The 21,991-nt window shown below is 58.1% G+C and carries 21 protein-coding genes; 9 read left to right on the top strand and 12 right to left on the bottom strand.

Annotation, left to right across the window (positions count from 1 at the left end; genetic code table 11):
* The 9 genes from DK510_RS19525 to DK510_RS19485 all read right to left on the bottom strand — a co-directional run bounded on the left by DK510_RS19525 (nt 1) and on the right by DK510_RS19485 (nt 8,401).
* A complete protein-coding gene (locus tag DK510_RS19525; RefSeq protein ID WP_109313523.1) occupies nt 1-483 on the bottom strand; it encodes an AsnC family transcriptional regulator in 483 nt (160 codons plus the stop codon).
* The gene (locus tag DK510_RS19520) at nt 480-929 is read right to left on the bottom strand and encodes an Lrp/AsnC family transcriptional regulator (RefSeq protein WP_058274922.1); all 450 of its coding nucleotides are present in this window, start codon (nt 927-929) and stop codon (nt 480-482) included. Before DK510_RS19520 ends, DK510_RS19525 begins: the two co-directional genes overlap by 4 nt.
* Nucleotides 926-1,915 carry an AsnC family transcriptional regulator gene (locus DK510_RS19515; protein WP_109313522.1) on the bottom strand — a complete coding sequence of 330 codons (990 nt, stop codon included), beginning with the start codon at nt 1,913-1,915 and terminating at the stop codon, nt 926-928. The genes DK510_RS19520 and DK510_RS19515 overlap by 4 nt, the downstream gene beginning before the upstream one ends.
* 3 nt (nt 1,916-1,918) lie before the next feature.
* The gene (locus DK510_RS19510; protein WP_109313521.1) at nt 1,919-3,064 is read right to left on the bottom strand and encodes a cytochrome D1 domain-containing protein; all 1,146 of its coding nucleotides are present in this window, start codon (nt 3,062-3,064) and stop codon (nt 1,919-1,921) included.
* Nucleotides 3,061-3,411: a cytochrome c gene (locus DK510_RS19505; RefSeq protein ID WP_109313520.1), complete on the bottom strand. Its 351-nt coding sequence runs from the start codon at nt 3,409-3,411 to the stop codon at nt 3,061-3,063. Before DK510_RS19505 ends, DK510_RS19510 begins: the two co-directional genes overlap by 4 nt.
* Nucleotides 3,404-4,165 carry a uroporphyrinogen-III C-methyltransferase gene (gene cobA / locus DK510_RS19500; protein ID WP_109313519.1) on the bottom strand — a complete coding sequence of 254 codons (762 nt, stop codon included), beginning with the start codon at nt 4,163-4,165 and terminating at the stop codon, nt 3,404-3,406. The genes DK510_RS19505 and cobA overlap by 8 nt, the downstream gene beginning before the upstream one ends.
* Nucleotides 4,166-4,355: 190 nt before the next feature.
* Nucleotides 4,356-4,757, bottom strand: coding sequence for a plastocyanin/azurin family copper-binding protein (locus DK510_RS19495; protein ID WP_109313518.1), 402 nt, complete (start codon nt 4,755-4,757; stop codon nt 4,356-4,358).
* Between the two features lie 55 nt (nt 4,758-4,812).
* Nucleotides 4,813-6,600 carry a NapC/NirT family cytochrome c gene (locus DK510_RS23545; RefSeq protein WP_109313517.1) on the bottom strand — a complete coding sequence of 596 codons (1,788 nt, stop codon included), beginning with the start codon at nt 6,598-6,600 and terminating at the stop codon, nt 4,813-4,815.
* 124 nt (nt 6,601-6,724) lie between these two features.
* Nucleotides 6,725-8,401, bottom strand: a complete 1,677-nt coding sequence (locus DK510_RS19485; RefSeq protein ID WP_109313516.1) for a cytochrome D1 domain-containing protein — start codon at nt 8,399-8,401, stop codon at nt 6,725-6,727.
* Between the two features lie 235 nt (nt 8,402-8,636).
* Here DK510_RS19485 and DK510_RS19480 point away from each other — a divergent pair, with 235 nt between their 5' ends.
* A complete protein-coding gene (locus DK510_RS19480; RefSeq protein WP_109313515.1) occupies nt 8,637-9,815 on the top strand; it encodes an NnrS family protein in 1,179 nt (392 codons plus the stop codon).
* A gap of 27 nt (nt 9,816-9,842) precedes the next feature.
* Here the strand turns inward: DK510_RS19480 and DK510_RS19475 are convergent, their stop codons facing one another.
* Nucleotides 9,843-10,892, bottom strand: coding sequence for a Hint domain-containing protein (locus tag DK510_RS19475; RefSeq protein WP_109313514.1), 1,050 nt, complete (start codon nt 10,890-10,892; stop codon nt 9,843-9,845).
* A 306-nt stretch (nt 10,893-11,198) separates the two neighbouring features.
* Here DK510_RS19475 and DK510_RS19470 point away from each other — a divergent pair, with 306 nt between their 5' ends.
* The 6 genes from DK510_RS19470 to DK510_RS23405 all read left to right on the top strand — a co-directional run bounded on the left by DK510_RS19470 (nt 11,199) and on the right by DK510_RS23405 (nt 16,617).
* Entirely contained in the window at nt 11,199-11,648 is a 450-nt protein-coding gene (locus DK510_RS19470) for a cytochrome c (protein WP_058275223.1), read from the top strand.
* Nucleotides 11,649-11,664: 16 nt separating this feature from the next.
* Nucleotides 11,665-13,032, top strand: a complete 1,368-nt coding sequence (locus DK510_RS19465; protein WP_058274912.1) for a cbb3-type cytochrome c oxidase subunit I — start codon at nt 11,665-11,667, stop codon at nt 13,030-13,032.
* Nucleotides 13,033-13,037: 5 nt separating this feature from the next.
* Nucleotides 13,038-13,847, top strand: coding sequence for a CbbQ/NirQ/NorQ/GpvN family protein (locus DK510_RS19460; RefSeq protein ID WP_109313848.1), 810 nt, complete (start codon nt 13,038-13,040; stop codon nt 13,845-13,847).
* 9 nt (nt 13,848-13,856) lie between these two features.
* The gene (locus DK510_RS19455; protein ID WP_109313513.1) at nt 13,857-15,779 is read left to right on the top strand and encodes a nitric oxide reductase activation protein NorD; all 1,923 of its coding nucleotides are present in this window, start codon (nt 13,857-13,859) and stop codon (nt 15,777-15,779) included.
* Nucleotides 15,776-16,324, top strand: coding sequence for a cytochrome c oxidase subunit 3 (locus DK510_RS19450; RefSeq protein WP_109313512.1), 549 nt, complete (start codon nt 15,776-15,778; stop codon nt 16,322-16,324). The genes DK510_RS19455 and DK510_RS19450 overlap by 4 nt, the downstream gene beginning before the upstream one ends.
* Before the next feature lie 116 nt (nt 16,325-16,440).
* A complete protein-coding gene (locus DK510_RS23405; RefSeq protein WP_109313511.1) occupies nt 16,441-16,617 on the top strand; it encodes a nitric oxide reductase F protein in 177 nt (58 codons plus the stop codon).
* Nucleotides 16,618-16,675: 58 nt separating this feature from the next.
* On the opposite strand, the gene hemA is transcribed toward DK510_RS23405, so the two are convergent.
* Nucleotides 16,676-17,899, bottom strand: coding sequence for a 5-aminolevulinate synthase (gene hemA / locus DK510_RS19440; protein ID WP_109313510.1), 1,224 nt, complete (start codon nt 17,897-17,899; stop codon nt 16,676-16,678).
* A gap of 181 nt (nt 17,900-18,080) precedes the next feature.
* On the opposite strand from hemA, the gene DK510_RS19435 reads away from it, so the two are divergent.
* On the top strand, nt 18,081-18,773 hold the full coding sequence (locus tag DK510_RS19435) for a Crp/Fnr family transcriptional regulator (RefSeq protein WP_109313509.1): 693 nt from the start codon (nt 18,081-18,083) through the stop codon (nt 18,771-18,773).
* A 120-nt stretch (nt 18,774-18,893) separates the two neighbouring features.
* Nucleotides 18,894-20,531, top strand: a complete 1,638-nt coding sequence (locus DK510_RS19430) for an adenylate/guanylate cyclase domain-containing protein (protein WP_109313508.1) — start codon at nt 18,894-18,896, stop codon at nt 20,529-20,531.
* Between the two features lie 234 nt (nt 20,532-20,765).
* Here the strand turns inward: DK510_RS19430 and DK510_RS19425 are convergent, their stop codons facing one another.
* Complete coding sequence (locus DK510_RS19425) at nt 20,766-21,761, bottom strand: helix-turn-helix domain-containing protein (RefSeq protein WP_109313507.1); 996 nt, start codon at nt 21,759-21,761, stop codon at nt 20,766-20,768.
* Between the last annotated feature and the right edge of the window lie 230 nt (nt 21,762-21,991).

Here is a 21,991-nt window from a genome sequence, read left to right as displayed (position 1 = left end):
TCAACCTTTCGCTTTCAGGCGCAGCCCGGTCTTTTTCAGGATGCGCGTGGAATAAAGGATATCTTTGACCCGGCAGGCATCGCCCAGAATGGCAGCAATTTCGGCGCGCTTTGCTTCGACCTCGTCACGATCAGCGCCGTGTACCATGGCGAACAGATTGTATGGCCAATCGGGCAGGGCGCGGGGGCGTTCATAGCAATGGGTGACAAAGGGCAACGCGCCGATCCGGGCGCCTAATTCGGTGATCCGGTCGTCATCCACATCCCAGACGGTCATCCCGTTCGATGTCATGCCCAATTTGTAGTGGTTCGGCGCGGCAGCGATGCGACGGATCACACCGCGCGACTTGAACTCGGCCAAGCGGTACAAAAGGGCATCTTCATCCATGCCAAGTATCTCGGCCACCTGCGCATAAGGCGCGGGCACAAGGGGCAGCCCGCCTTGCAGCGCCTCGATAATCTCTCGATCTGTTGCGTCGATCATGCCGCCACCCGAAAGCCGATGAAAAATTCCTGTAGTTTGGGGAAACGAAGAACGCAGATCCCCGTTTCCCGTTCGATTGCATCAGCAGTGCCCACGATCCCCTCAGGAGTTTCAGTGGCCAGCACGAACCACATGTTCAGCCGGTGCGTACGTTCATAATTGTGGGCAACCTCTGCATGCGCATTGACTTTGGTCAGGACGGTTTCGAATTCTTCAGTTGGCACCGCCATTGCACACAGGCAAAAAGCGCCCCCCATGGCGGCGGCGTCGAAGAACGGACCAAAGCGCGTGATCACTCGGCTGTCTTTCATACGAGTCAGGCGGTTAAGCACTTCGCTTTCAGGAATGCCCAACTCCTCTGCCACGGCTGCATAAGGGTGCGATACCAAGGGTAGATCGTCCTGCATCCGGTTCAGGATCGCGCGATCGGTTCCATCCAGTTTCATGCGGCGGCCTCTTTCGGTTGGATCAGCGCGCCGGTCTGTTTGAAACAGCGCGTCGAGAACAAAACCTTGTGCTGCGCGCCAAACAGGTCCGGCAGCGCGCGCGCACTGGCCAGAATCTCCAGCGCTTCGCTGCGGGTGCGGGCGTGGATCATTGAGTAAAGGCGATAAGGCCAGACCCCTTCGGCCGGACACCGTTCATAGCACAAGGTCACTCCGGGGTGGGCTGCAAGGGCAGGACCGGCGGCGTCGATCTGTTCGGATGGCAAGTCCCAGACAACCATTGCATTGGCTGACCATCCGAGCGCACGGTGGCGCACGATCACGCCCAGACGCGAGATGATACCGGCTCTGTGCAGTACCTCGATCCGATCCATCACACCCGCAGCGTCGCGACCTATTGACTGGGCCAGCACGGCATAGGGTTCAGCGACCAGCGGCAAACCCGAACTGAGGGCTTGAAGCAACGCGCGATCGCCGTCTTGCAAGACCGATCGATCTATCTTGCGCGGGCTTGGAACGTTTCGGGTCTTGCCGGACATGCGAAACCCCAGATCCACGTTGAACGGACGAACCAACCGAAGGTCGAGAACCTGCAGCCCTGTGCGCTGGGCGATCCGAGCCAGCGTGTCATTTACATGCGCCCGGTCTGGACCGGTTGCCACGAACCAGAGGTTCCATTTGTCCTCGCGCTGGTAGTTATGGTTCACACCCGGTTCGGCGTCGATCATAGCGGCCACTTCTTCCAGGCGTTCACCCGGTGCAGCGACGGCGGCCAGAGTGCTGGCAGAAACCGCGCCAGGGGCAATGGTCGCGCCGACTCTCGTAATCCGGCCGGTCGCCCGCATTCGGGTTAGGCGATCCAACACTTCAATCTCGTCCAGCCCCAACGTGAAAGCCAAAACCTGGAAAGGGCGGTCCGTTACCGGAAAATTGCGTTGAAATTCATCCAGCAGGCGGCGATCGATCGGGTCGGTGATATGTTCCATCGCCTACAGCCCCGTTTTGTGCGCGCGGGCGGTGAAGAAGATGCCAGATGGGCTGTCCGCCTCGATCTCGCGCAGCTTTTCGAAGGTTTGTGTGTCGTAGACGATTACCTTGTTGGCATCCCGCACGCTGATCCAGACCTCATGCCCACGCGAGGTGAACTCCATATGCAGCACTGCAGGCCCCGGTTTGAATTCATGGATGATCTCCTTGCTGACGCTATCGATCACCTGGATCGTGTCGTTCAGCGGGTGGGCAAAGTTCACCCAGACCTCTCGCCCGTCCGGTCGCGACATGGCAAAGACAGGCTGGCCATGGGTTTGGGTGCGCCCGGTTTCCGTCAGGGTATCGGCGTCGATCCAGAGCACCTCGTGATGGCCGACGGCGGGCAGCACAAACTCGCGCCCGGTTAGTGCCCAGCCTTCCAGATGGGGCATCTTGTAGACGGGCATCTCTTCCTGACCACGACCATAGTCGGGTAACACGCGGATCGGTTCGGGGTTGTCGGCCCAGAGGTCCAGCGCTGTCAGCCCGTCTTCGCCGAATAGCCCGGTGATGTAGGTCCGACCATTGGCTGTGATAAGCGCGTCATAGGGGTTCTTGCCCATGTCGAAGATCTTGGTGATTTCTGGCTTGCCCGCCGAGAAATCGGTAATCCAGGTCTCGCCCGTGTCCCACATGGTGAACACGAACCGGCGGCCTGGTGCGTCGACCAGACCGATGGTTTTGCCATCGGTGGGGATGTCGGCAACCATTTCAAGCGTGTCGGCATCAAAGACCCGCACACCGCCGGGTTCATAATTTGATACGGCTACCAATTGGCCGTCATCCGAAATCGCGCCGCCAATAGCATTGCCCGCCTGCACGACTCTGTTCACGATCTGGCGTGTAACGATATCGACCTTGGTCAGGCCCCCATCACGGCCAAAAACATAGGCAAAGCGTTCATCAGGCGAGTATACCAGCGAGGCATGGGACAGGTCGCCAAGCCCTTCGATCCGCGCCAGCGCGACACGGTCTGATTGATCAATCAGCAAGACCGAGCCCTTGGCCCGTTCGATCACCAGGCCTAAGTCGCCAGTGGCGGTGGGTTCGGCTTGCGCCGTTGTCATCATCAGGATGGCCGCGAGGCCAAGGAAAAAGTGTTTCATTGTTCCTCCTGTTCCAGCAGGTAATGGGCGATCCATTCGGCCTCTTCTTCGCTGATCAGGGGCCGCCACGGGGGCATTGCAGTGCCGGGGATACCGTCAAGGATGACGTCGGTCAGAACGTTTGCATCGTAATGCTCCAACGATTTGGACCGCAGATCCGGCCCAAGACCGCCTTTCAGAGACAACCCGTGGCAAGAGCCGCAATCCTGATGCACAAGCAGTTTGAGCGCGTTGCCATCAAGCACATCGGCGGCAAGGGCTGACGTTGCTATGAGGACGGCCGTTGTGAGTAAAGCGCGTGAGGCCCATGCCGGAAGCCCGCCATTCGATTGGAAGACACTAACCATGGGCCTGCTCCAGCAGGTTCGTCACGGGTTGATCCGCATAAAGGGTAACCACTTGCCCGACGATAAACAGCGTCGGGGCCTTCAGATCCGCCTCGCGCACATCCGCCGCCAATTTGTCCAGTCTTGAAACAAGTCGACGCTCGTCTGGCGTTGTCGCTTTGCCTACGGCCAAAACAGGCGTCGAGCCAGGCAGGTTTTCCGTCATCAGGCCCATGGCGATCTGACCGATATTTGCGACACCCATGTAGATGACTAGCGTCGCGTCAGGATCGGCCAGCCGTTTCCAATCTAGGTCCAGCACTTTGTCGGCTTGCCTGTGACCGGTGACATATTGAACCGATGTTGCCAGGCCGCGATGGGTCAGCGGCACGCCAGTGGAACTGGATGCCCCCTGTGCCGCTGTGATGCCTGGCGCGTATTCAATGGCGATACCGTGCGCCATCAGATACGCGGCCTCTTCAGAGCCGCGGCCAAAGATCATCGGGTCGCCACCCTTCAAACGCGCTACGGTGAGGCCAGCGCGGGCCTCTTTTGCCAAAATGTCATTAATGCGGTCCTGCGGCACCGTATGGCACTTGGGCGCTTTGCCGACCGGGATCAGCCGCGCGCCGGGGGCATGCAGGTCCAGAATGTCGGCCGAAACCAGCCGGTCATACACAACCACATCGGCCTCTTGCAGCATGCGCAGTGCGCGCAGGGTCATGAGTTCGGGGTCGCCGGGACCGGCACCAATCAGAAAAACCTTACCGCTCATGTGCAAACTCGCTTGGTCTGAATGTCTTCGAAACCCGGGTCCATTCGGCGAATTGAGGACGTCGCTGGGCCAACCGGGCGTGTCATGCTGGTAGGTTTGCGCATTAACTGCGCTGTTTCCTTGACTAAAGTTAAGGAGCGCGGGATTTGCGCCCGCGCTCCTTTCTTTCTGCCTGTATTTTTGCCTCGGCTCAGGGTTCGACTGTGATCATTCCGATCATGTTCTGTGTTTCCCAATGCGGGCCACACAGGTATTCCTGCGGACCCGGGGTAAGGAAGGTTATCTCGACCGTTTCTTCAGGGAACAACCGGTCGCTTTCCGACTTACCGCCATCCTTCAGCAAGACCGAGTGGCTGGTCCGCTTGTCGACATTGACCCAGCGGACAGTGGTGCCGGCCTTCACGGTCAGTTCGGATGGGCAGAAGTTGTACTTGTACATCAGCACCACCTCGGCATCCTCGACCGCCGAGGTTGGCTGGCCAAAAAGCGTGAGATAACGGTCTTCGGCTTCGGCGCACAGCTCGGCAGTGTCCTCGGCCCATACTGGCGCGGACAGAAAAAGCAGGGCAGGAAGAAGGTGTTGGGGTTTCATCGTCCAAGTCTCCTTTCCAAAATGGGGTGGGGCCGGAGTGCCCGGCCCCGATCTGTTATTGTTTGACCACGTTGATGAAGGCGTCGTCGTCGTCCAATGCCAGGCTGGTGTCCAGCGTGACATGGTGGAACCGGGCGGCGGCGAAATCGTCATGGATCGCAAAACCAACCGTATAGGTCTGGCCGGGCTCGAGCGGGACGTCACCCGGCGCGCCCGAGTTCAGCGGCCGGGTAAAGACCACGGTCCACATGCCACCGGACAGGTTCGCCGAGGCGGCGATTTCACCGTCATTGACCACGCGCTGTTCCAGCAGATAGCCGTTTGTCGCGCTGCCATCGGCGTAGACGCGCATCAGGTCTAGATAGGTGCCATCGGCCAGGTACTGCTCGATCTGTGCTTCGGCCTCCAGCTTGTCCCAACCGCCTAGTGCTTTGCCACGGCGGCCTTTGATTTCGACATCCGTGCGGCTTTCGCTGATGTATTTGGTCACGGTGTCCTGCGCGGACATGCGACCTGCGACGTCGCCATTGGCGGCAATCGCATCCGCGCCGGGGTCAAAGGGCATATAGCTGTTGTCGGCGTGGCACGAAGCCCAGCAGCCTACCTGATCACCCAACTCGATTCCGGTGCCGGTGATCATCATGGCGACCTTTATCTGGTTGTCGGGATCCATTTTGCCGCCATCCACGAAGGGTGCAGGGTTGTGGTCTGCATCCGGCCATTGCAGGCGGACATACAGGTTTTCGTCATCATGTGCTGCCTGAACGGTTGCGTCGATTACGCCGCGTTTGCCGGGGATCGGTGTCGGTTCCAATTCGCCGCCTGCAACAACCTTGTTGCCGATCGTGTCCAGCTCTTTGGCGTGGCAGGTCGTACACTGGTCTCCACCTTTGGTCAGAGGGCGAGCGCCGCCGTGGAACTTACCGTTCTGGACCCATTCAAACGAAGCCTGACCTGGGTAGAACAGTTTCAAATCGGCGGCGGCAACGGCGTTCCAGTCGATATCCGCGCCGACATCATCACCACCCCCGCTTGCGGGCGCTGCTGCTTCCTCACCGTTGGATTTGGCACGTTCTTCGGCCACGGCCGCATCCACCGCCGCAGCGATTTGAGCCTGCACGGCTTCATGTTGCGCCTGTTTGGCGGCTTTCTCGGTCTCGGCTTCTGCGGCTTCCTTGGCTTCGATCCGTTCAAGGCTCGCCATATATTCCGGCGGGATCTGACGGATAAAGTCCGGGTTCGGCGCTTCAAGTTCTTCCAGATACTCTTCGTCGGCCCGGTCGCGGGCGTCCGAGTGCGCAATCCCCTTGTGACAGTCGATACAGGTCTGGCCCACAGTCATCGCGTTCAGGTGCTGTTGACGCGCGCGGGGTTTCTGGAATTCAGGCATCATCGATTCAAAGTCGTGACAGTTGCGGCATTCACGCGAGTCGGTGGCCTTCATCCGTTCCCACTCATTCATCGCCAAATGCACGCGTTTGGCTTCGAACTTCTCACGCGTGTTGATGGTGCCAACCACCTTGCCGTACAGCTCTTTGGACGCCTTGATCTTGCGGATCATCTTGTGGGTCCAGTCCTTGGGCACGTGACAGTCGGAACAGACCGCACCGACACCGGACCGGTTCACGTCATGGATCGTGCCGGTGTATTCTTCATAGACAAAATCGCGCATCTCGTGACAAGAGATACAGAAATCTTTGGTGTTGGTGGCTTCCATGGCGGTGTTGAATCCGCCCCAGAAGATGATGCCGCCGACAAAGGCTGCGGCAATACCGGCCACGGGCATTCCCCACAGGAAATACCGGCGCCAGATCGGTTTTTTCTTATCCGGTTCGGAAGTCATATCCGGGCTCCGTTTTGGCTGTCTTGTCTGGCCTTGGATGGCAGGCCGGTGAGTTTGGCTGAGTGAACAAACGAGGAAAGGGCGGGCGAGGGGCCCGCCCTTTCCGAAGTTGGTAGAGAATCCGTCAGGTTACGTGGTTCGACCGGTTGTAGACGTTGAATTTTCCGGTCGGTGCAAACAGCCCCTTCACGCGGCCAATCTCTTCCAGCGTCTTGGCGTCGTAGATCACGATCTCACCGTTCGCTTCCTTCGAGGTCGAGCGGTTCCACTTGGAAACCCAAACCTCGGAACCGTCCTGGTTGAACTCGAAGTGGACGGCGACGTTGCCTTCCTCTTCTGTGATCTGGATCGTTTTCACGATCTCACCGGTTGCCTTGTCAATGACCTGCACCGATTGCTGAACCTCAGGCTCAGGGTGCTTGGTCTGGTCGGCCCAGATATAGTCCGATTCCGGGTGTGTCCGAATGAACAGACCGGGTCCGTCGGTTTCCACCTCGTAGCAGACTTTCCAGGCGTCATCCGGACGACCTTCGGGGTCGTTGCCCCACACGGTGACAGTGCCTTCGCCCAAGTGGGTCGTACCGGCAACCGGGCCACAATTCGGGTCTTCCCAGTTGGCGCCCGGGCCGGGGTGCGGCAGCGGCGCCGTGTCGATCATGGCTTCCAACTTGTGGGTTTCGGTATCGACCACAACCATCTTGTTCGACGCGTTCGCGGCGATCTGGAAGTAACGGCCGGTTGGATCAAAGAACCCGTCATGCAGGAACTTGGCGCTGTCGATCTTGTCGATCCGCAGGTTGTCCAGGTCTGAGTAATCCACTTGCCAGAGCTGGCCGAGTTCTTTCACAGCTACGATCCAGGTTGGCTCGTTCGGAGTGGTGTAGATCGCGGCAACACGCGCCTCTTCCACATAGTCCCCGTCCACGTTGTAGCCTCGGGTCGAGACAACCTTCTTAGGTTCCATCGTTTCGGCATCGACGATTGCGAAGTGCGGCGGCCAATAGGCCCCACCGATCACGTATTTACCATCACCAGAAACGGCCACGTCGCGGGCGTCATAGCCAATGGTGACCTCGGCCACGAGCATATTCTCAGGCTCTTGCCACAGGTCGATCTTGGTCATCTTGCCGTCGCGGCCCATGGTGTACCAGAAGCGGCCCGGGTTTTCCGGCTCTTCCAGTTTATGGTGCTCGGACGCTTTCAGAACGTGCACGGCATAGCCTGTCGGAATATGCGCCAGCACTTCCTTGGTGTCGCCGTCGATCACAGCCACCTTGCCCACGTCACGTTCGATAACCACAAAAAAGTTTTCCCAGTTTCGGCCATGCAGTGGCTCGCTTGGGTAATCTTCGGGTTCGACATAGACCTTACGGGTCGCCATCATTTGCTCAAGCGACATTTCCGGCGGCTTGGGTGGCTCCATCTGGATGTAGGTCGCCATATTGCTGATCTCGTCCTCGGACATCACGTCCGAGAAGTTGTTCATCCCGCCTTCGGTGCCCCAGGCGATAATTTTTTCGAGCCGTTCCTGTCCTAGTTTGAGGGTGCCGGATTCGGTCACGGTGCCGTCGGCGTTTTTCGTTTCCACCAATGGTTCAAGGCTTTTGCCCGTCGCACCTTTGCGCAACACGCCGTGACAGCCAGCGCAGCGTTCAAAGTACAATTGTTTTGACGATTCAAAGGCGTCCTTATCAAGGGTTGGCTCTTCGGCGAGTGTCGGAGCAGCGACGCTGCCCAGCAGCATCGCCAAACCGACCCCAAAGACACGGCCAGTTTTTTTGTAGCTGATTCCAAGTGACATGATCACTCTCCATTTGCTGGTGAGGCAGGGCCAAGGTTGGCGCATCGCAGCCTTCGGCTCCTTGACGAAAGTCAACGGATGGGGCGTAAACCGGGGTAGAGATGCAAAAATTTGCCCCAAAAAACCTCAGAAAATCTGTGTTTTGGGGGCATGTTTTCCGCCGGTTTTGATTTTGGTTAAGTGCCGTGAACAAGCAGGCTGCTAGGGCTTGGAAAAACGACCTAGGAGAGCAGCCATGCCCGCAGTCATCACCCGTATTTTTGGTGAGGGGTTCCGCGTGTTTTTTCTGTCTGCCGGGCTGTATGGCCTTTTTGTCGGACTAGTCTGGGGATTGTGGCTGACGGTGCCTTACATGGCGCCGGATTACGGCATGACGCCGCCTATGTGGCATGCGCATGAGATGATCTTTGGCTATGCCACTGCAGCGCTGGGCGGGTTCTTTCTGACGGCGGTGCCAAACTGGACCGGTGCACCTGACGCGCGCGCGCGGTTCATCGCCCTTGCGGCAGGGGTATGGCTGGCAGGCCGGATGGCAATGTGGTTTTCCGGTATGCTGCCGCCGGTTATGGTTGCCGTGATCGACCTTGCGTTTGTTCCGATCCTTGCAGCCAAGATAGCGACGCAATTGATCCGTCGGCCGAAACCGCAGAACATGATTTTCCTACTGTTGCTCAGCCTGATCTGGATCGCGGACTTGCTGACTCATTTTGAGTGGATCGGAATGAAGGATGACACGTTGCAATCCGGGCTGCGGATGGGTTTGCTGGCGCTCTGCGCGATGATTGCCGTTCTGGGCGGACGGATCACGCCGGCTTTTACCCGCAACGCCATGAAACGCGCCGGGGTGTCTGAGGCTGACTGGCCCGTTTCCGTCGGTGCGCTGAACAAGGCCGGAATGGGATTGTCGCTTATCCTGCCGCTAAGCGTTCTGGCTTCAGGCGATTGGGAAATTGCCGGGGCTGTTGCCCTAACGTTGGGCGTTGTGCAAATCCTGCTTATGGCTCGGTGGCGGACAATTTGGGCTGCGCGTGAACCGATCCTGCTGGCGCTGCATCTAGGGCTGGGCATGTTGGCGCTGGGTCTGATCCTGTGGGGCTTGGCGGTGCTGGGTCTTGGCAATGAGGTTGCCGCCCTGCATGTCCTGGGTATCGGTTGCGTAGGTGGCATGACGCTGGCAGTCATGAGCCGCGCCGCGCTTGGACATAGTGGTCGCGCGCTGGTCGCACCCGGACCAATGGTTGTGGCCTATGGATTGATGGCGGCGGCGGCGCTGTCGCGTTGGATCGGGGCCGAGTTGGACACGGGCTATCTGGTTGCGATGCTCTTGTCGGACGGTCTGTGGGTCACTGCTTTCGCGCTGTATCTGGTTGCGATGTGGCCCGCATTGACAGGACCGCGCGCGAAGCAAGACTAGGTACTTTAGCGTTTCAAACGATCGAAATCATTCGATCAATGAGCGGCTGTTCTTGATGTGGCGTTGCACCATGTGTCGGACCTGCTTGCCTTTGCTCGGGATCGGACGCGCGGATGGCGGCACAAAATCTTTGGTGGCCAGGGCAGGAAACAGCTCCAGCATTTCTGCCCGGGCTGCAAGTGGCACGGTTCTGAGCGCTTCGGCTCCGGCGAACAGGCTTTCTGATGGGGCGCCTTCGGCAAAGACGATCTCATGCTGTTCGAACAGCATGTGAAAATACTCGACCGACTCTGCGTTTTCCTCGACCGTTATGCCGGGAACGCCAACCAGCGCATGAGCAGCCACCAGAATTTCGCTGGTGTTGAACATTCGGATCGCGATGGCCGAGCGCACCAGCATCCGATGCTGTGGCGATACCAATAAGTCGCGCTGCGGCAGTCCGCTGCCCAATGTTCCAGCCGCGATGCGGATCGGGCGAAGTTTGGGCTTTTCCGACAGCTCCTGGCCGGTCAATGCGCGTGCGCCGATCCAGCGAATACGCTGCGGACCCCTGTCCATCGTCACCACCTCATCCCCGACTGCGAGCGTCTCGATAGGGCGCATGCCATCTGGCGTCTCGATCAGCGTACCCTTTGTGAAACACGGCACAATCGTATCAACCGGAATGTCCGGGCCATTGTCGGTCAATTCGATAATAGTGAGCGTCGTGTTCAGAGGAGGGACGCTGCCGCCAATAAAGCCAAGGAAATAACCCTGCTCAGCGGAGTTGGTATTCATAGATCCGTTGTTGTTGGTGTCCCAATCCATGACGCCGATTTCATAAGTATTGCCATCTTCATCACGGACCCGGATGGTGTAATCCCAATCAAACGCGCGCCCAAGATATGTCTGGGTTGGGTCATTGGGAGTTTCATTGGATACGTTATCCCCATCGATGATCGTAGGATCGGCACCGTCGGAAATCGTAATCTGGCTGTATTGAGATATCTGGAAAGTAGTATTGACTTGGTAAAGCTGCGCCTGACTGGTCGACATCGTCGAGTCAGAACGGAATGCACCGTAAATATCAATTGCCATCGTTACCCTGACCTTTGTGTGCTTTGCTTCTGCGAGGCCGCGCAAAAGCGACGCTACTGAGTGCTCACGAAAAAATGTTGCTAAGTCTGGCGACGTTTTTCAAGGCGTTAAAACGGTATTTTTGGGGTATTTAGGCCAATTGGAAGTGCAATAGTCTCCCGCAGGCCACACTCGGATTGGCCTTTTTGTTGCGGGCTCTGGGTGCTTCATCAACGATGTTTGCCAGTCTTGACTTTCGTTAAGGCGCTGCACGGTCCCCAACTGCATGCTGATCTTCACAAGCTAATCTGCGCAAAGGAGAGCGCGATGCGAGAAGTCATGACCAAGAGCATGGCCCGCAATATATTCTATGGCGGGTCACTGTTCTTTATTCTTATCTTTCTGGCTTTGTCGGCCCATTCCCACTGGTACATCGTGAATTCCGAGAATGCCGCGAATCTTGATGACAGCGTGGTGCGGGGCAAACACGTCTGGGAAAAACACGCCTGTATCAATTGTCACACGATTCTGGGTGAAGGGGCTTACTTTGCCCCCGAGGTCGGCAACGTGATGACGCGGTGGGATGTTCTGGATGATCCGGAATCGGCCTTTGATGCCCTCAAGGGATGGATGGAAGCACAGCCCACAGGCATTCCTGGTCGTCGGCAGATGCCCAATTTCAACCTCAGCGACGAAGAAATCCGTGATCTGACCAACTTCCTGATCTGGACGGACAATATCGACGCTCAGGACTGGCCGCCCAACGAGGCCGGCTGAGGAAGGGAACAGAGTAATGAAATACGAATCCCAAAAAATTGCTTATGCCTACTTTGCCGTAGCGATGGGCTTGTTCGCGATCCAGGTAATCGGCGGTCTGATCGCCGGCTGGATTTATGTGTCGCCTAATTTCCTGAGCGAGCTTCTGCCGTTCAACATTGTGCGGATGCTACATACAAATGCGCTGATCGTCTGGCTGATCCTGGGCTTCTTCGGCGCGGCCTATTTTCTGATCCCGGAAGAGGCAGAGCGTGAAATACATTCGCCCATGCTGGCATATCTGCAGCTGATCATTCTGGTGGTCGGTACACTGGGCGTGGTTTTGACCTATACGTTCAACCTGTTCGAAGGAAACTGGCTGTTGGGCAAAGAGGGGCGCGAGTTCCTTGAGCAACCCAAATGGGTCAAGGCCGGCATCGTCGTGGCCGCACTGATCTTCCTTTACAACGTGTCGATGACCGTTCTGAAGGGCAAGAAGACCGCGATCACCAACATCCTGCTGCTGGGTCTTTGGGGGCTGGCGCTGCTGTTCCTGTTTGCCTTCTACAACCCGGGCAACCTGTCCCTGGACAAGCAATACTGGTGGTATGTTGTCCACCTGTGGGTCGAAGGCGTGTGGGAACTGATCATGGCCTCGATCCTTGCCTACCTGATGCTGAAACTGACCGGTGTTGACCGTGAGGTGGTCGAGAAATGGCTTTATGTCATCGTCGCGGCCGCGCTGTTCTCGGGCATCCTTGGAACTGGGCACCACTACTATTGGATCGGGACACCCGCCTACTGGCAGTGGATCGGTTCGATCTTCTCCAGCCTCGAAGTGATCCCGTTCTTCGCGATGATGGCCTTTGCTTTCGTCATGGTCTGGAAGGGCCGTCGTGACCACCCGAACAAGGCTGCACTGCTGTGGTCGCTGGGCTGTGCCACGCTGGCGTTCTTCGGTGCCGGGGTATGGGGCTTCCTGCATACACTGCACGGGGTAAACTACTACACCCACGGCACGCAGATCACCGCCGCGCACGGTCACCTGGCCTTCTACGGTGCCTATGTCTGCCTCAACCTGGCGATCTTCAGCTATGCGATGCCGATCCTGAAGAACCGTGATCCATACAATCAGGTGATGAACATGGGCAGCTTCTGGTTAATGACCAGCGGCATGGTCTTCATGACCTTTGTGTTGACCTTCGGTGGAACCGTGCAAACACACATGCAACGCGTGGTCGGAGACTACTTCATGGACGTGCAAGACCAGATCGCGATCTTCTACTGGATGCGCTTTGGTTCTGGCGTCGTGGTGGTCCTTGGTGCGCTGTTGTTCATCTACTCGGTCTGGGTGCCTCGCAAAGAGATCATCGAGCCGGGCGCAGCTGAAACCCCTGCGGAGTGATGCAAATGGATGGCTCCATTCAAATGGGAACGGGGGCGGCTGACGCCCCCTTCTACCTACCCCAAAGCGATGAATGCGATGTGTTCACCGCCGCCTATGCCAACAACTTGCCGGTCCTGCTGAAAGGTCCGACAGGCTGCGGAAAAACCCGCTTTGTGGCTCATATGGCCGCGCGCCTTGGCCGTCCGCTTTACACAGTGGCTTGCCACGACGATCTGGCCGCGGCCGACCTGATCGGGCGATACCTACTGAAAGGTGGCGAAACCGTCTGGGTCGATGGCCCGCTAACCCGCGCGGTGCGCGAAGGCGCAATCTGTTACCTCGATGAAGTCGTCGAGGCCCGCAAGGACGTGACTGTCGTGCTGCACCCATTGACCGACGACCGGCGCATCCTGCCGATCGACCGCACAGGTGAAGAGCTTGAGGCTGCGCCTGGTTTCATGTTGGTGGCGTCTTACAACCCCGGTTATCAGAATATCCTGAAAACCCTGAAACCTTCGACTCGGCAGCGGTTTATCTCGCTGGAGTTCAACTTCCCGTCGCCCCAGATGGAGGCGGAAGTCGTTGCGCAGGAAAGCGGTCTGCCGCTGGAGCGCTGCAAACCACTGGTGCGCCTTGCAGGCAAGCTGCGCGGCCTCAAGGGTCAGGATCTGGAGGAAGGCGTTTCCACCCGTCTGGTCGTCTATGCCGCGACGCTGATCGCACAAGGCATGTCCACCGACCGCGCCATCCTTGCCGCAATGATCGAACCTCTGACGGATGACGAGGATATCAAACGCGGGCTCCTCGATCTTGTCACGGCTGTCTTTGGGTGAGGCCGGCCGATGGTCAAGATCGACTTTGAGCCATGGGAACCCGAAGAAACGATCGGGAAACTGTGGCACACCCTCGCCAGCCGCCTTGATGCACCTGAGGTGCACGTAGGAGCCGCGGTCGACCTCTCTGAGGTCGCGGGGCGGCTGGCAGTCCTTTTCCGAGGGCTGGGAGGTAGTCCGGGCGTTGAATTGCGTCCGGTCTCACCCGAGGTTTCCCGTCATCGTTTGAGCTGGCGTCGCCGGCTGGCTACCGAGACTGAATTGATGCCGCGCGCCTCGTTTGATGGCGAGGTTCTGCGCCTGCCAGATCGTCTGGCGGTGTTTCCCGTGCGCGCGGCCAACGGCGCACTGTACGTCTGGCTGGCGGCTGCGGCCGCCCATGCCGGAACCCGAATTGATGACTATGATCCGTTACGCGCCGACTTGACTGCGCTGATCGCCGCTCGACACATGGTCGAGGCGACACTGGAGGACGCCCCCGGCTTGCGCCCACTTTACGCCGAGCTTTGCAGAGGGGTGCTGCATCAACGCGACATTCCCAGCCTTCCACCCGCCGAGGCGGCTGTCGAAGAGCTGATCCGATATAACCTGGGCGAACTGCATCCGTTGTCTGAAAAAGCCGAACAGTTTCTGAAGCTGGACGATGACGTGGTCGCCCCGCGCGGCTATCAGCCGATGCGCCCGATACCCTTGTGGCCCGAACTGCGCGCCGTCGGCTTTTCCGAACACAACGAGGTCGAAAACCCAGACACTGAAGGTCCGCCCGAAGAATCCGGCGAGAAAACTCACCGTGCCCGCCGTCGCAAATCCGATCAGGCGTCCCGCAGCGACAGCTTTATCCTACACAAGTTCGAAGCCATCCTCAGCTGGGCTGAGTTTCTAAACATCAATCGCCGTATCGATGACGATGATCCCGACAACGCCAAAAAGGCTGCCGACGACCAAGAAGAGATTGGCCTTGGACAAATCTCAAAAGCCCCGCCCACCAAGCTGAAACTGCATCTGGACCTCGCCCCTGAGGATGTGAACCGAGAGCGTTTGTCGGGCCGTATCCTCTATCCCGAATGGGATGTGCGTACGGGTCGGTATCTGCCCGATCACGTCAATGTTCTGCTCTCGGATGCAGATATCCGCGAAGACGCGGCGGAGTTTGGCAAGGACCCAGCCACCGCCCGCCGTATCCGCGCGGTCAAGCGCCAGTTCGAGGCGTTGCGCCCCGGTCGTATCATGACGCGCGGCCATCTGGATGGCGACCAACTGGATATCGAGGCCGCCGTACGGGCACAGGTTGATCGCTGCGCAAATGGTGAAGGAACCGAGCGTATCTGGATGCAATCCCGCCCCGAAGCGCGCGACCTTGCCGTCTCGATCCTGCTGGATGTCAGCCGCTCCACTGAAAGCGCCGTCACAGGACGGGCCGTGATCGACATCGCGCGCGAGGCACTGGCCGCGCTGGCCTGGGGCTTGAACGCCTGTGGTGACGATTTCGCCATCCACGCCTTCAGTTCGCTAAAACGCCAACGCGTCTACGTCCAGCGCTGCAAGCGCTTTGATGAGCCGATGGGTACGACTGTCGAACAGCGCATCGCGTCGCTGCGGCCGGGCCATTACACGCGGCTTGGGGCCGCGATCCGCCATTGCTCGGCCGATCTAGCAGGTCAAAGCCGAAAGCGGCGGTTGCTGTTGGTCATCACCGATGGCAAGCCCAATGATCTGGACCATTACGAGGGGCGCCATGGTATCGAAGATACCTGCATGGCCGTCCGCGAGGCGCGCCGCGCCGGGCATTCGGTGTTCGGTGTGACCATCGACAAAACCGGCAAAAGCTGGTTCCCGCGAATGTTCGGACAAGGTGGGTTTGCGGTCATCCCCGACCCGCACCGCCTGACCATGGCGCTGCCGCAGATCTACCGCCAATTGGTCGGCGCATGAGCGATACCTCCCTGATCGACGAGCTTCCAGGTGAGTTGTTGATGTGGGTGCTCATCATCTCGGAGCTGTTGGTATTCGGGGCAGGCTTGATCGCCTTCATGGCCGTTTGCCTGACCGACCCTGCGGGCTTTGCCGAGGCGCAGTCGCATCTTTATCGCACGGGTGCGGCCTTCAATACAGCAGTGCTGGTCACGTCAGGTTACCTCGCCGCGCAGGCGCTTCTTTGGCGCAAGGTGGCACGCCGTGGTGCCGCACGTCTTGCCTTGATCGGTGCTGCCCTGCTGGGAGTAGTGTTCCTGATCATCAAAGGGGTCGAGTACACGGGAAAAGCGGCGCAGGGGATCACGTTTGAGACCCACCCGTTTTTCATGTTCTACTACCTGCTGACCGGGTTTCACGCAGCACATGTGTTGGCAGGGGGGGGTATCCTGGTGCTCGTTGCCTGGCGCGACGATGCACGTAACATCGAGGCTGGCGCTCAGTTCTGGCACATGGTCGACCTGGTATGGATCATGCTGTTTCCCGTGATTTACCTTCTGGGATAGGCACCGTGTCACAGGCTTCATCTTTTTTCAAATGCGCCCGCCAGAGGCTCCCGAACTCACTCCTGCGTGCTTGGCTTACGTTGCTCGCGCTAAGCCTTGTTTCCGCATTGTTGACCATGCTGCCCGTACTACCGGAGCTTCTGGGCGCCGGTATCCTGATCCTCGCGCTGATCAAAGCCCGCGTTATCCTTGCATTGTATCTGGACCTCGCAAAAAGTCAGGTTTGGCTGCGCGGGTTCACAGCGGTGCTGACCGGCTTTATGCTCGTCATCTTTTCCCTCTACCTCATGTGATCAAAGAAAAAGCCGCCTTCAAGAGCGGCAAGTTCTCAGGTGCGATTGGGCACCATGGCTATTGCGCGGCCATCGGCATCCGCGCGATCTGGCAGCGGTGCCACAGGGCCGACAGGGCGCCGACCAGATGGTCAATATCCTCGTCCGTATGCACAGGCGAAGGGGTGATCCGCAAACGCTCGGTCCCTTTGGGCACGGTTGGGTAGTTGATCGGCTGGATATAGATACCGAACTCTTCCAACAGCGTATCCGAGATGAATTTGCATTTCACCGGATCGCCTACCATCACGGGGATGATATGGCTGGGGTTAGGAAGGTGAGGAATTCCTTCGGCATCCAGTCGGGCACGTACCTGCCCCACGCGTGCTTTTTGAAGATCACGTTCGGTATTCGACTGTTTCAAATGCCGGATCGAGGCCGCAGCACCAGCTGCAATCGCGGGGGGCAGGGCCGTCGTAAAGATGAACCCGCTGGCAAAGCTGCGCACGAAATCGCACAGCGCAGCCGAAGCGGCGATGTAACCGCCAACCACGCCGAATGCTTTGCCCAGCGTGCCTTCGATCACGGTCAGCCGGTCCATCAGCCCCTCACGCTCGGCAATGCCACCGCCACGGGGGCCGTAAAGACCAACGGCGTGAACTTCATCCAGATAGGTCATCGCGCCGTATTTGTCGGCCAAATCGCAGATACCCTTGATCGGAGCGATGTCGCCATCCATTGAATAGACAGATTCAAACGCGATCATCTTGGGCGCGTTGGGGGCGGCCGCGGCCAGTTTCGCCTCGAGGTCTTCAAGGTCGTTGTGCTTCCAGATGACCTTTTGCGCGCGCGAATGGCGGATGCCTTCGATCATCGACGCGTGATTCAACGCATCAGAGAAAACGATCAGGCCGGGGATTTTGGCCGCCAGAGTTCCCAGCGCGGCCCAGTTCGAGACATAGCCCGAAGTGAACAGCAGCGCGGCCTCTTTCCCGTGCAGATCGGCCAGTTCATTTTCCAGCAGCACGTGGTCATGTGTTGTGCCCGAGATGTTGCGCGTGCCACCCGCACCTGCACCGCAGCGATCCAGTGCGTCATGCATCGCACCAATCACCTCCGAATGCTGCCCCATGCCCAAATAGTCGTTGGAACACCAGATCCGCACATCTCGCTGCACCGTTCCATCAGTCTGGCGCGCGTTCGGGAAAGCCCCGCAGTTCCGTTGCAGATCTATGAAAACGCGATAGTTTCCTTCATCCCGCAAGTCATCAAGGCTCTGGGTGAAAAATCGCTGGTAGTCCATCTCACACACTCCCGGGAATACTGGCTTTGACCTGAGGTTAGGCATGGTGGCGGTGTGATGACATGACAATTGTCAAGTTGTGGCGCAGGAAAAAGCTGGTGCAGAGGATTCAGGTTTGGCATAGCCATAAGGCAACGAATGTACCGGCTGAGAGATTGGCCAGGGAAAAAGGGGGCACTTCTTGGCCCATGAAACACAAAAGGCAATCGCCAGACAGTCGTTATTGCTGAAAAGCCTGCCAGAGCACCATATCGACAAACTGCTTAGCCATGCGATCTGGCGGCGCTACGATCGGGGTGAGACGATCTTTCTGCAGGAGGAAGAGGCCAAGGCCGTACACGTGGTTCTGGCGGGTTGGGTCAAGCTGTTTCGCATGGCGCCCACTGGGGCCGAGGCCGTCGTCAGTGTCTTTACCCGTGGCGAAAGCTTTGGTGAGGCGGTCGCGCTGCGCAATGTGCCTTACCCAGTCTCTGCCGAGGCTGTTTCGGCGTGCGAAATCATGCATATTCCCAGCCCGCTTCTTTTGTCCCTGATGCGCGAAGACCCTGAGATTGGCGTGTCGATTCTGGCTTCGACCTTTACCCATTTGCATTCACTGGTCGCGCAGCTGGAGCAACTCAAGGCCCAAACCGGCGCGCAAAGAGTGGCCGAGTTTTTGCTGAACCTGTCCGACAAGGTGTCTGGCGGCTGCGAGGTTGAGCTGCCTTATGATAAAATGCTGATTGCCGGGCGCTTGGGCATGAAACCCGAAAGTCTGAGCCGGGCGTTTTCGCGACTCAAGCCGGTGGGTGTCAAGATCAATCGCAATCACGCAGAAATCGCGGATATCCAATGCCTGCGTGACTATGCCGAACGCGACTCGTCCGAGAAGTAGCGCACATTCCGCTTCAATAGGGTTATTAGCGCAGACATTTTGGCATATTTGCTAGCGTTTTTTCGCATATTTGTGTACAATGATGCCAGTTCTGCCGCGTATTTCGGCGGGGGGTGCAGCATGACACACGACCGCAACGGTGGCCCTGACAGGCCGCCCTTGGTTGCGCTCAGCGTCGCCAAGGTCGCTCTTTCGGTTCGGGCCAAGCTGCTGGTGGCTTTTCTAGGAATAACCGGTCTGCTGGTCTGTTTGGTGTTGTTTGGTCTATATGCCTTGCATCAGGCCAATCTGCGGTCCGAGACGATGATGCGCGATCAGGAGCGTATTGCGTTTTTTAATGACACCCACACGACGATCTCGAACCTGAACACACATCTACTGTCCTTGTTCGTTCCGCAGAACCTGAAAGACTTTCCTCGTCAGAACGGAATTCTGGGAGCTTCTACGCGTTCGATACTTCACGTTTCGGCGGCGCTGGAGCGTAACCTTGCCCTTGGTTTTCGCAGTTTTGGACAGCCGGGAATGCCGGATGCGCAGGCGATCGCGAACCTTCGATCTGACCTTCAGGACATTTTACCGGCAATCACTGAACTGCGCCGTCTGAACCGCGAAGGCGATCTGTTAGCCGCAGCGCAACACGGTATCGACCACATGTTCGAGCCGCTCCAAGCCATGCAGCGCGAGGCGTATACCGTGGCGCAGGATGTCGAACAGGAAGTGCGCGAACTGGCGCGTACAACAGAACAGGCATATTTGACCTCACGTCTAAGCATCGCGGCTGCGGCGATCGCAGCGATTGGGATTGCCCTTTTGTTGGGATATTCGATTTCGTCGTCCCTGTTGTGGCCGATCGAACGCATCCATGCGGTGCTCAGCAAGCTGTCCCGGGGTGGGTTCGACAACCGGATTACGGTTCCCAATCGGGACGAACTGGGCGAGCTGGCAAACCACGTGAACCAAACCAGCGAAAAACTGGGCGCGCTCTACGGTCAAGTCGAAGTGCAAAAAGCCCAGCTGGCCGATTTGAATGCAGCGCTGGAAACTCGGGTCGCCAACCAGATAGAAGAGATCGAGCGCACCAATCGTCTGAAACGTTTCCTGCCGGCGCAGGTGGCCGCGATGATTGTCGGCGCGACGGATGAGGCGGATGTCTTGAGAACCCGTAAGGCCGAGATCACGGTTCTTTTTGCCGATCTGCGCGGTTTCACGGCCTTCGCCACCGTAGCCAATGCGGATCAGGTTGTCGCGGCGCTCAACTCATTTCACGGCACTTGTGGACCGCTTGTCGAAGCCTGCGGGGGAACATTGGAACGGTTTCTCGGCGACGGTTTGATGGTTTTGTTCGGCGCGCCGGTGCCGCTGGATGATGCTGCGCAGCGAGCCGTTGATCTGGCCCAGAAAATGCAAGTTGATGTTCGAAAGGCGATGGTCCCATACAGGGCGGGTATAGCGCAGCATGGTCTTGGCCTCGGCATTGGGGTCGCAACGGGCGCAGCAACCTTGGGTCGGATCGGTTTTGAGGGTCGTCTGGATTACTCGGCCATCGGGCCTGCGCCCAATCTGGCGGCACGCCTGTGTGAAATCGCCAAGGACGGTCAGGTGCTTGTCTCAAATGCAACTGCGCGTCAGGTCCGGATAGATATGACCCCGGCGGGACCGTTCGATCTGAAAGGAATAGGAAGCCGCGTTTCGGCCTTTGAATTGGCGCGTCTGGTCGAAAGCCGGGCGGCGCCTCACGTTTGTGCCCCCTATCCCTGACAAATGAAGGGAGTTGCGCCCGTCGTAACTTCAAAAGGCGGGGCCAGGCGGTCATGTGCCAGCGGGGAGCGCGCCAACAATCTACAAGACTGAGCTAACCAAAACGACTTCAGTGCGCACTCTGATGACGGCCCAATGGGAACGGCAACTCACCCGATGCGTGGGTCAGCGAGTGTGTTTGAATTGAGGTGGGGTGACGAACCAACTGTTTGCCGGGGCGCGGTTCTTTTCGTCCTACCTGGCGGATAACTGTCCCGCAAAGCGTTGATTTCGGATGTCGTCCGGGGATGTCTTGTAATGGGCGCGAAAGGCGCGACCCAAAGCGACGGCAGAAGAAAACCCGGTGGCTGCCGAAATCTCTCGCTGCGACAGATCCGTTGTCCGAAGCAACGTGTCAGCCCGTTCCAGACGCAACTCTCTGTACGTTGTCAAAAGCTTTGTCCCGGTTCTGTTTAGAAATCGACGCTGCAACTGTCGGGTAGACGTACCCAGCATTTGCGCCAGATCCGAGATCCGCAATGGCTCCTCAAGATTATCACTCATCGTTTCGATGGCTCGGCGCACTTGTGGATCGGCCTCGGACCGTTGGAAAAGCCGGATTGCAAGATGGCTCTTGGCGGTCCTTTTAGGCTCGGACAGTCCGATGTATCCGCGCAGAGTGTCTGCGAGGTGCTCTCCGTGATCGATCGAAACGAAATTGGACAACAACCGTAATGCGCTTAACCGGGTCGATGCGCTGTGCAAACGGTTATCATAGGCCATGTGGATACCCGATCCATCTTCGATCAGTCCGATTTCCTGCGCTGCGGCCGTGAAGTTGGGGTGCACCGCGGCGACTGTTTTTTCTGCCCGCCCGATCTGAGCAAGCAGCAAAACGGCGCTGCCGACAAGTATTGTGCGCGACGACAGGTTCACAATCTGTGAGGTCCAGGATTTCTCAGAGTCATCCAACCGCCAGTTTTCGTGGATATCCCCCCAAAACAGTGCCGTTCGCCCAGACCAGTACAGTGGCCCTTCGACCGGATCTTTAGCCAACCTGCGAATGTTGATGATGTAAGAATGATGTTCGACCAGCCTGTTCAAAGCATCAAAGAAATCCAGGACGATCTGTGCAGATGCTTCGGTGTCCTCGCCAGAGAGGACAACATCGACGTGATGATTTCTGTTGGGTATTTGCCTGGCAACGCAGGCTTGCCGTGAACGGACATTTTTGAGGACATAGTGTTTCATTGTTCCTCCACCTGATGGTCTTCGGCTTTGCCCTTCGGGGCACCGCCCATTTCTTATGGCCGACCCCCATAATTTCGGGGGTCGGTCGTGAGTTTCAGCTCGCTTACTCAGCGGCTTCTTCGTAAGCGTCCATTGGGGGGCATGTGCAGATTAGGTTTCTGTCGCCATATGCGTTGTCGACGCGGTTTACGGGGGACCAGTATTTGTCGACGCCCATGGAGCCTGGGGGG

The organism is Ruegeria sp. AU67 (assembly GCF_900312795.1).
Lineage (GTDB): Bacteria > Pseudomonadota > Alphaproteobacteria > Rhodobacterales > Rhodobacteraceae > Ruegeria > Ruegeria atlantica.
This window is presented reverse-complemented; position numbering and strand designations above follow the sequence as displayed.

Bases quoted from the DNA above. Each gene is read 5' to 3' on its own strand.
- DK510_RS19460 (WP_109313848.1), top strand. From the start codon at position 13,038: ATGGATGGCTCCATTCAAATGGGAACGGGGGCGGCTGACGCCCCCTTC.
- cobA (WP_109313519.1), bottom strand. From the start codon at position 4,165: ATGAGCGGTAAGGTTTTTCTGATTGGTGCCGGTCCCGGCGACCCCGAA.
- DK510_RS19515 (WP_109313522.1), bottom strand. From the start codon at position 1,915: ATGGAACATATCACCGACCCGATCGATCGCCGCCTGCTGGATGAATTT.
- DK510_RS19425 (WP_109313507.1), bottom strand. From the start codon at position 21,761: ATGAAACACTATGTCCTCAAAAATGTCCGTTCACGGCAAGCCTGCGTT.
- DK510_RS19505 (WP_109313520.1), bottom strand. From the start codon at position 3,411: ATGGTTAGTGTCTTCCAATCGAATGGCGGGCTTCCGGCATGGGCCTCA.
- DK510_RS19480 (WP_109313515.1), top strand. From the start codon at position 8,637: ATGCCCGCAGTCATCACCCGTATTTTTGGTGAGGGGTTCCGCGTGTTT.
- DK510_RS19510 (WP_109313521.1), bottom strand. From the start codon at position 3,064: ATGAAACACTTTTTCCTTGGCCTCGCGGCCATCCTGATGATGACAACG.
- hemA (WP_109313510.1), bottom strand. From the start codon at position 17,899: ATGGACTACCAGCGATTTTTCACCCAGAGCCTTGATGACTTGCGGGAT.
- DK510_RS19495 (WP_109313518.1), bottom strand. From the start codon at position 4,757: ATGAAACCCCAACACCTTCTTCCTGCCCTGCTTTTTCTGTCCGCGCCA.
- DK510_RS19485 (WP_109313516.1), bottom strand. From the start codon at position 8,401: ATGTCACTTGGAATCAGCTACAAAAAAACTGGCCGTGTCTTTGGGGTC.
- DK510_RS19430 (WP_109313508.1), top strand. From the start codon at position 18,894: ATGACACACGACCGCAACGGTGGCCCTGACAGGCCGCCCTTGGTTGCG.
- DK510_RS19455 (WP_109313513.1), top strand. From the start codon at position 13,857: ATGGTCAAGATCGACTTTGAGCCATGGGAACCCGAAGAAACGATCGGG.
- DK510_RS19465 (WP_058274912.1), top strand. From the start codon at position 11,665: ATGAAATACGAATCCCAAAAAATTGCTTATGCCTACTTTGCCGTAGCG.
- DK510_RS23545 (WP_109313517.1), bottom strand. From the start codon at position 6,600: ATGACTTCCGAACCGGATAAGAAAAAACCGATCTGGCGCCGGTATTTC.
- DK510_RS19450 (WP_109313512.1), top strand. From the start codon at position 15,776: ATGAGCGATACCTCCCTGATCGACGAGCTTCCAGGTGAGTTGTTGATG.
- DK510_RS19520 (WP_058274922.1), bottom strand. From the start codon at position 929: ATGAAACTGGATGGAACCGATCGCGCGATCCTGAACCGGATGCAGGAC.
- DK510_RS19475 (WP_109313514.1), bottom strand. From the start codon at position 10,892: ATGGCAATTGATATTTACGGTGCATTCCGTTCTGACTCGACGATGTCG.
- DK510_RS23405 (WP_109313511.1), top strand. From the start codon at position 16,441: ATGCTGCCCGTACTACCGGAGCTTCTGGGCGCCGGTATCCTGATCCTC.
- DK510_RS19470 (WP_058275223.1), top strand. From the start codon at position 11,199: ATGCGAGAAGTCATGACCAAGAGCATGGCCCGCAATATATTCTATGGC.
- DK510_RS19525 (WP_109313523.1), bottom strand. From the start codon at position 483: ATGATCGACGCAACAGATCGAGAGATTATCGAGGCGCTGCAAGGCGGG.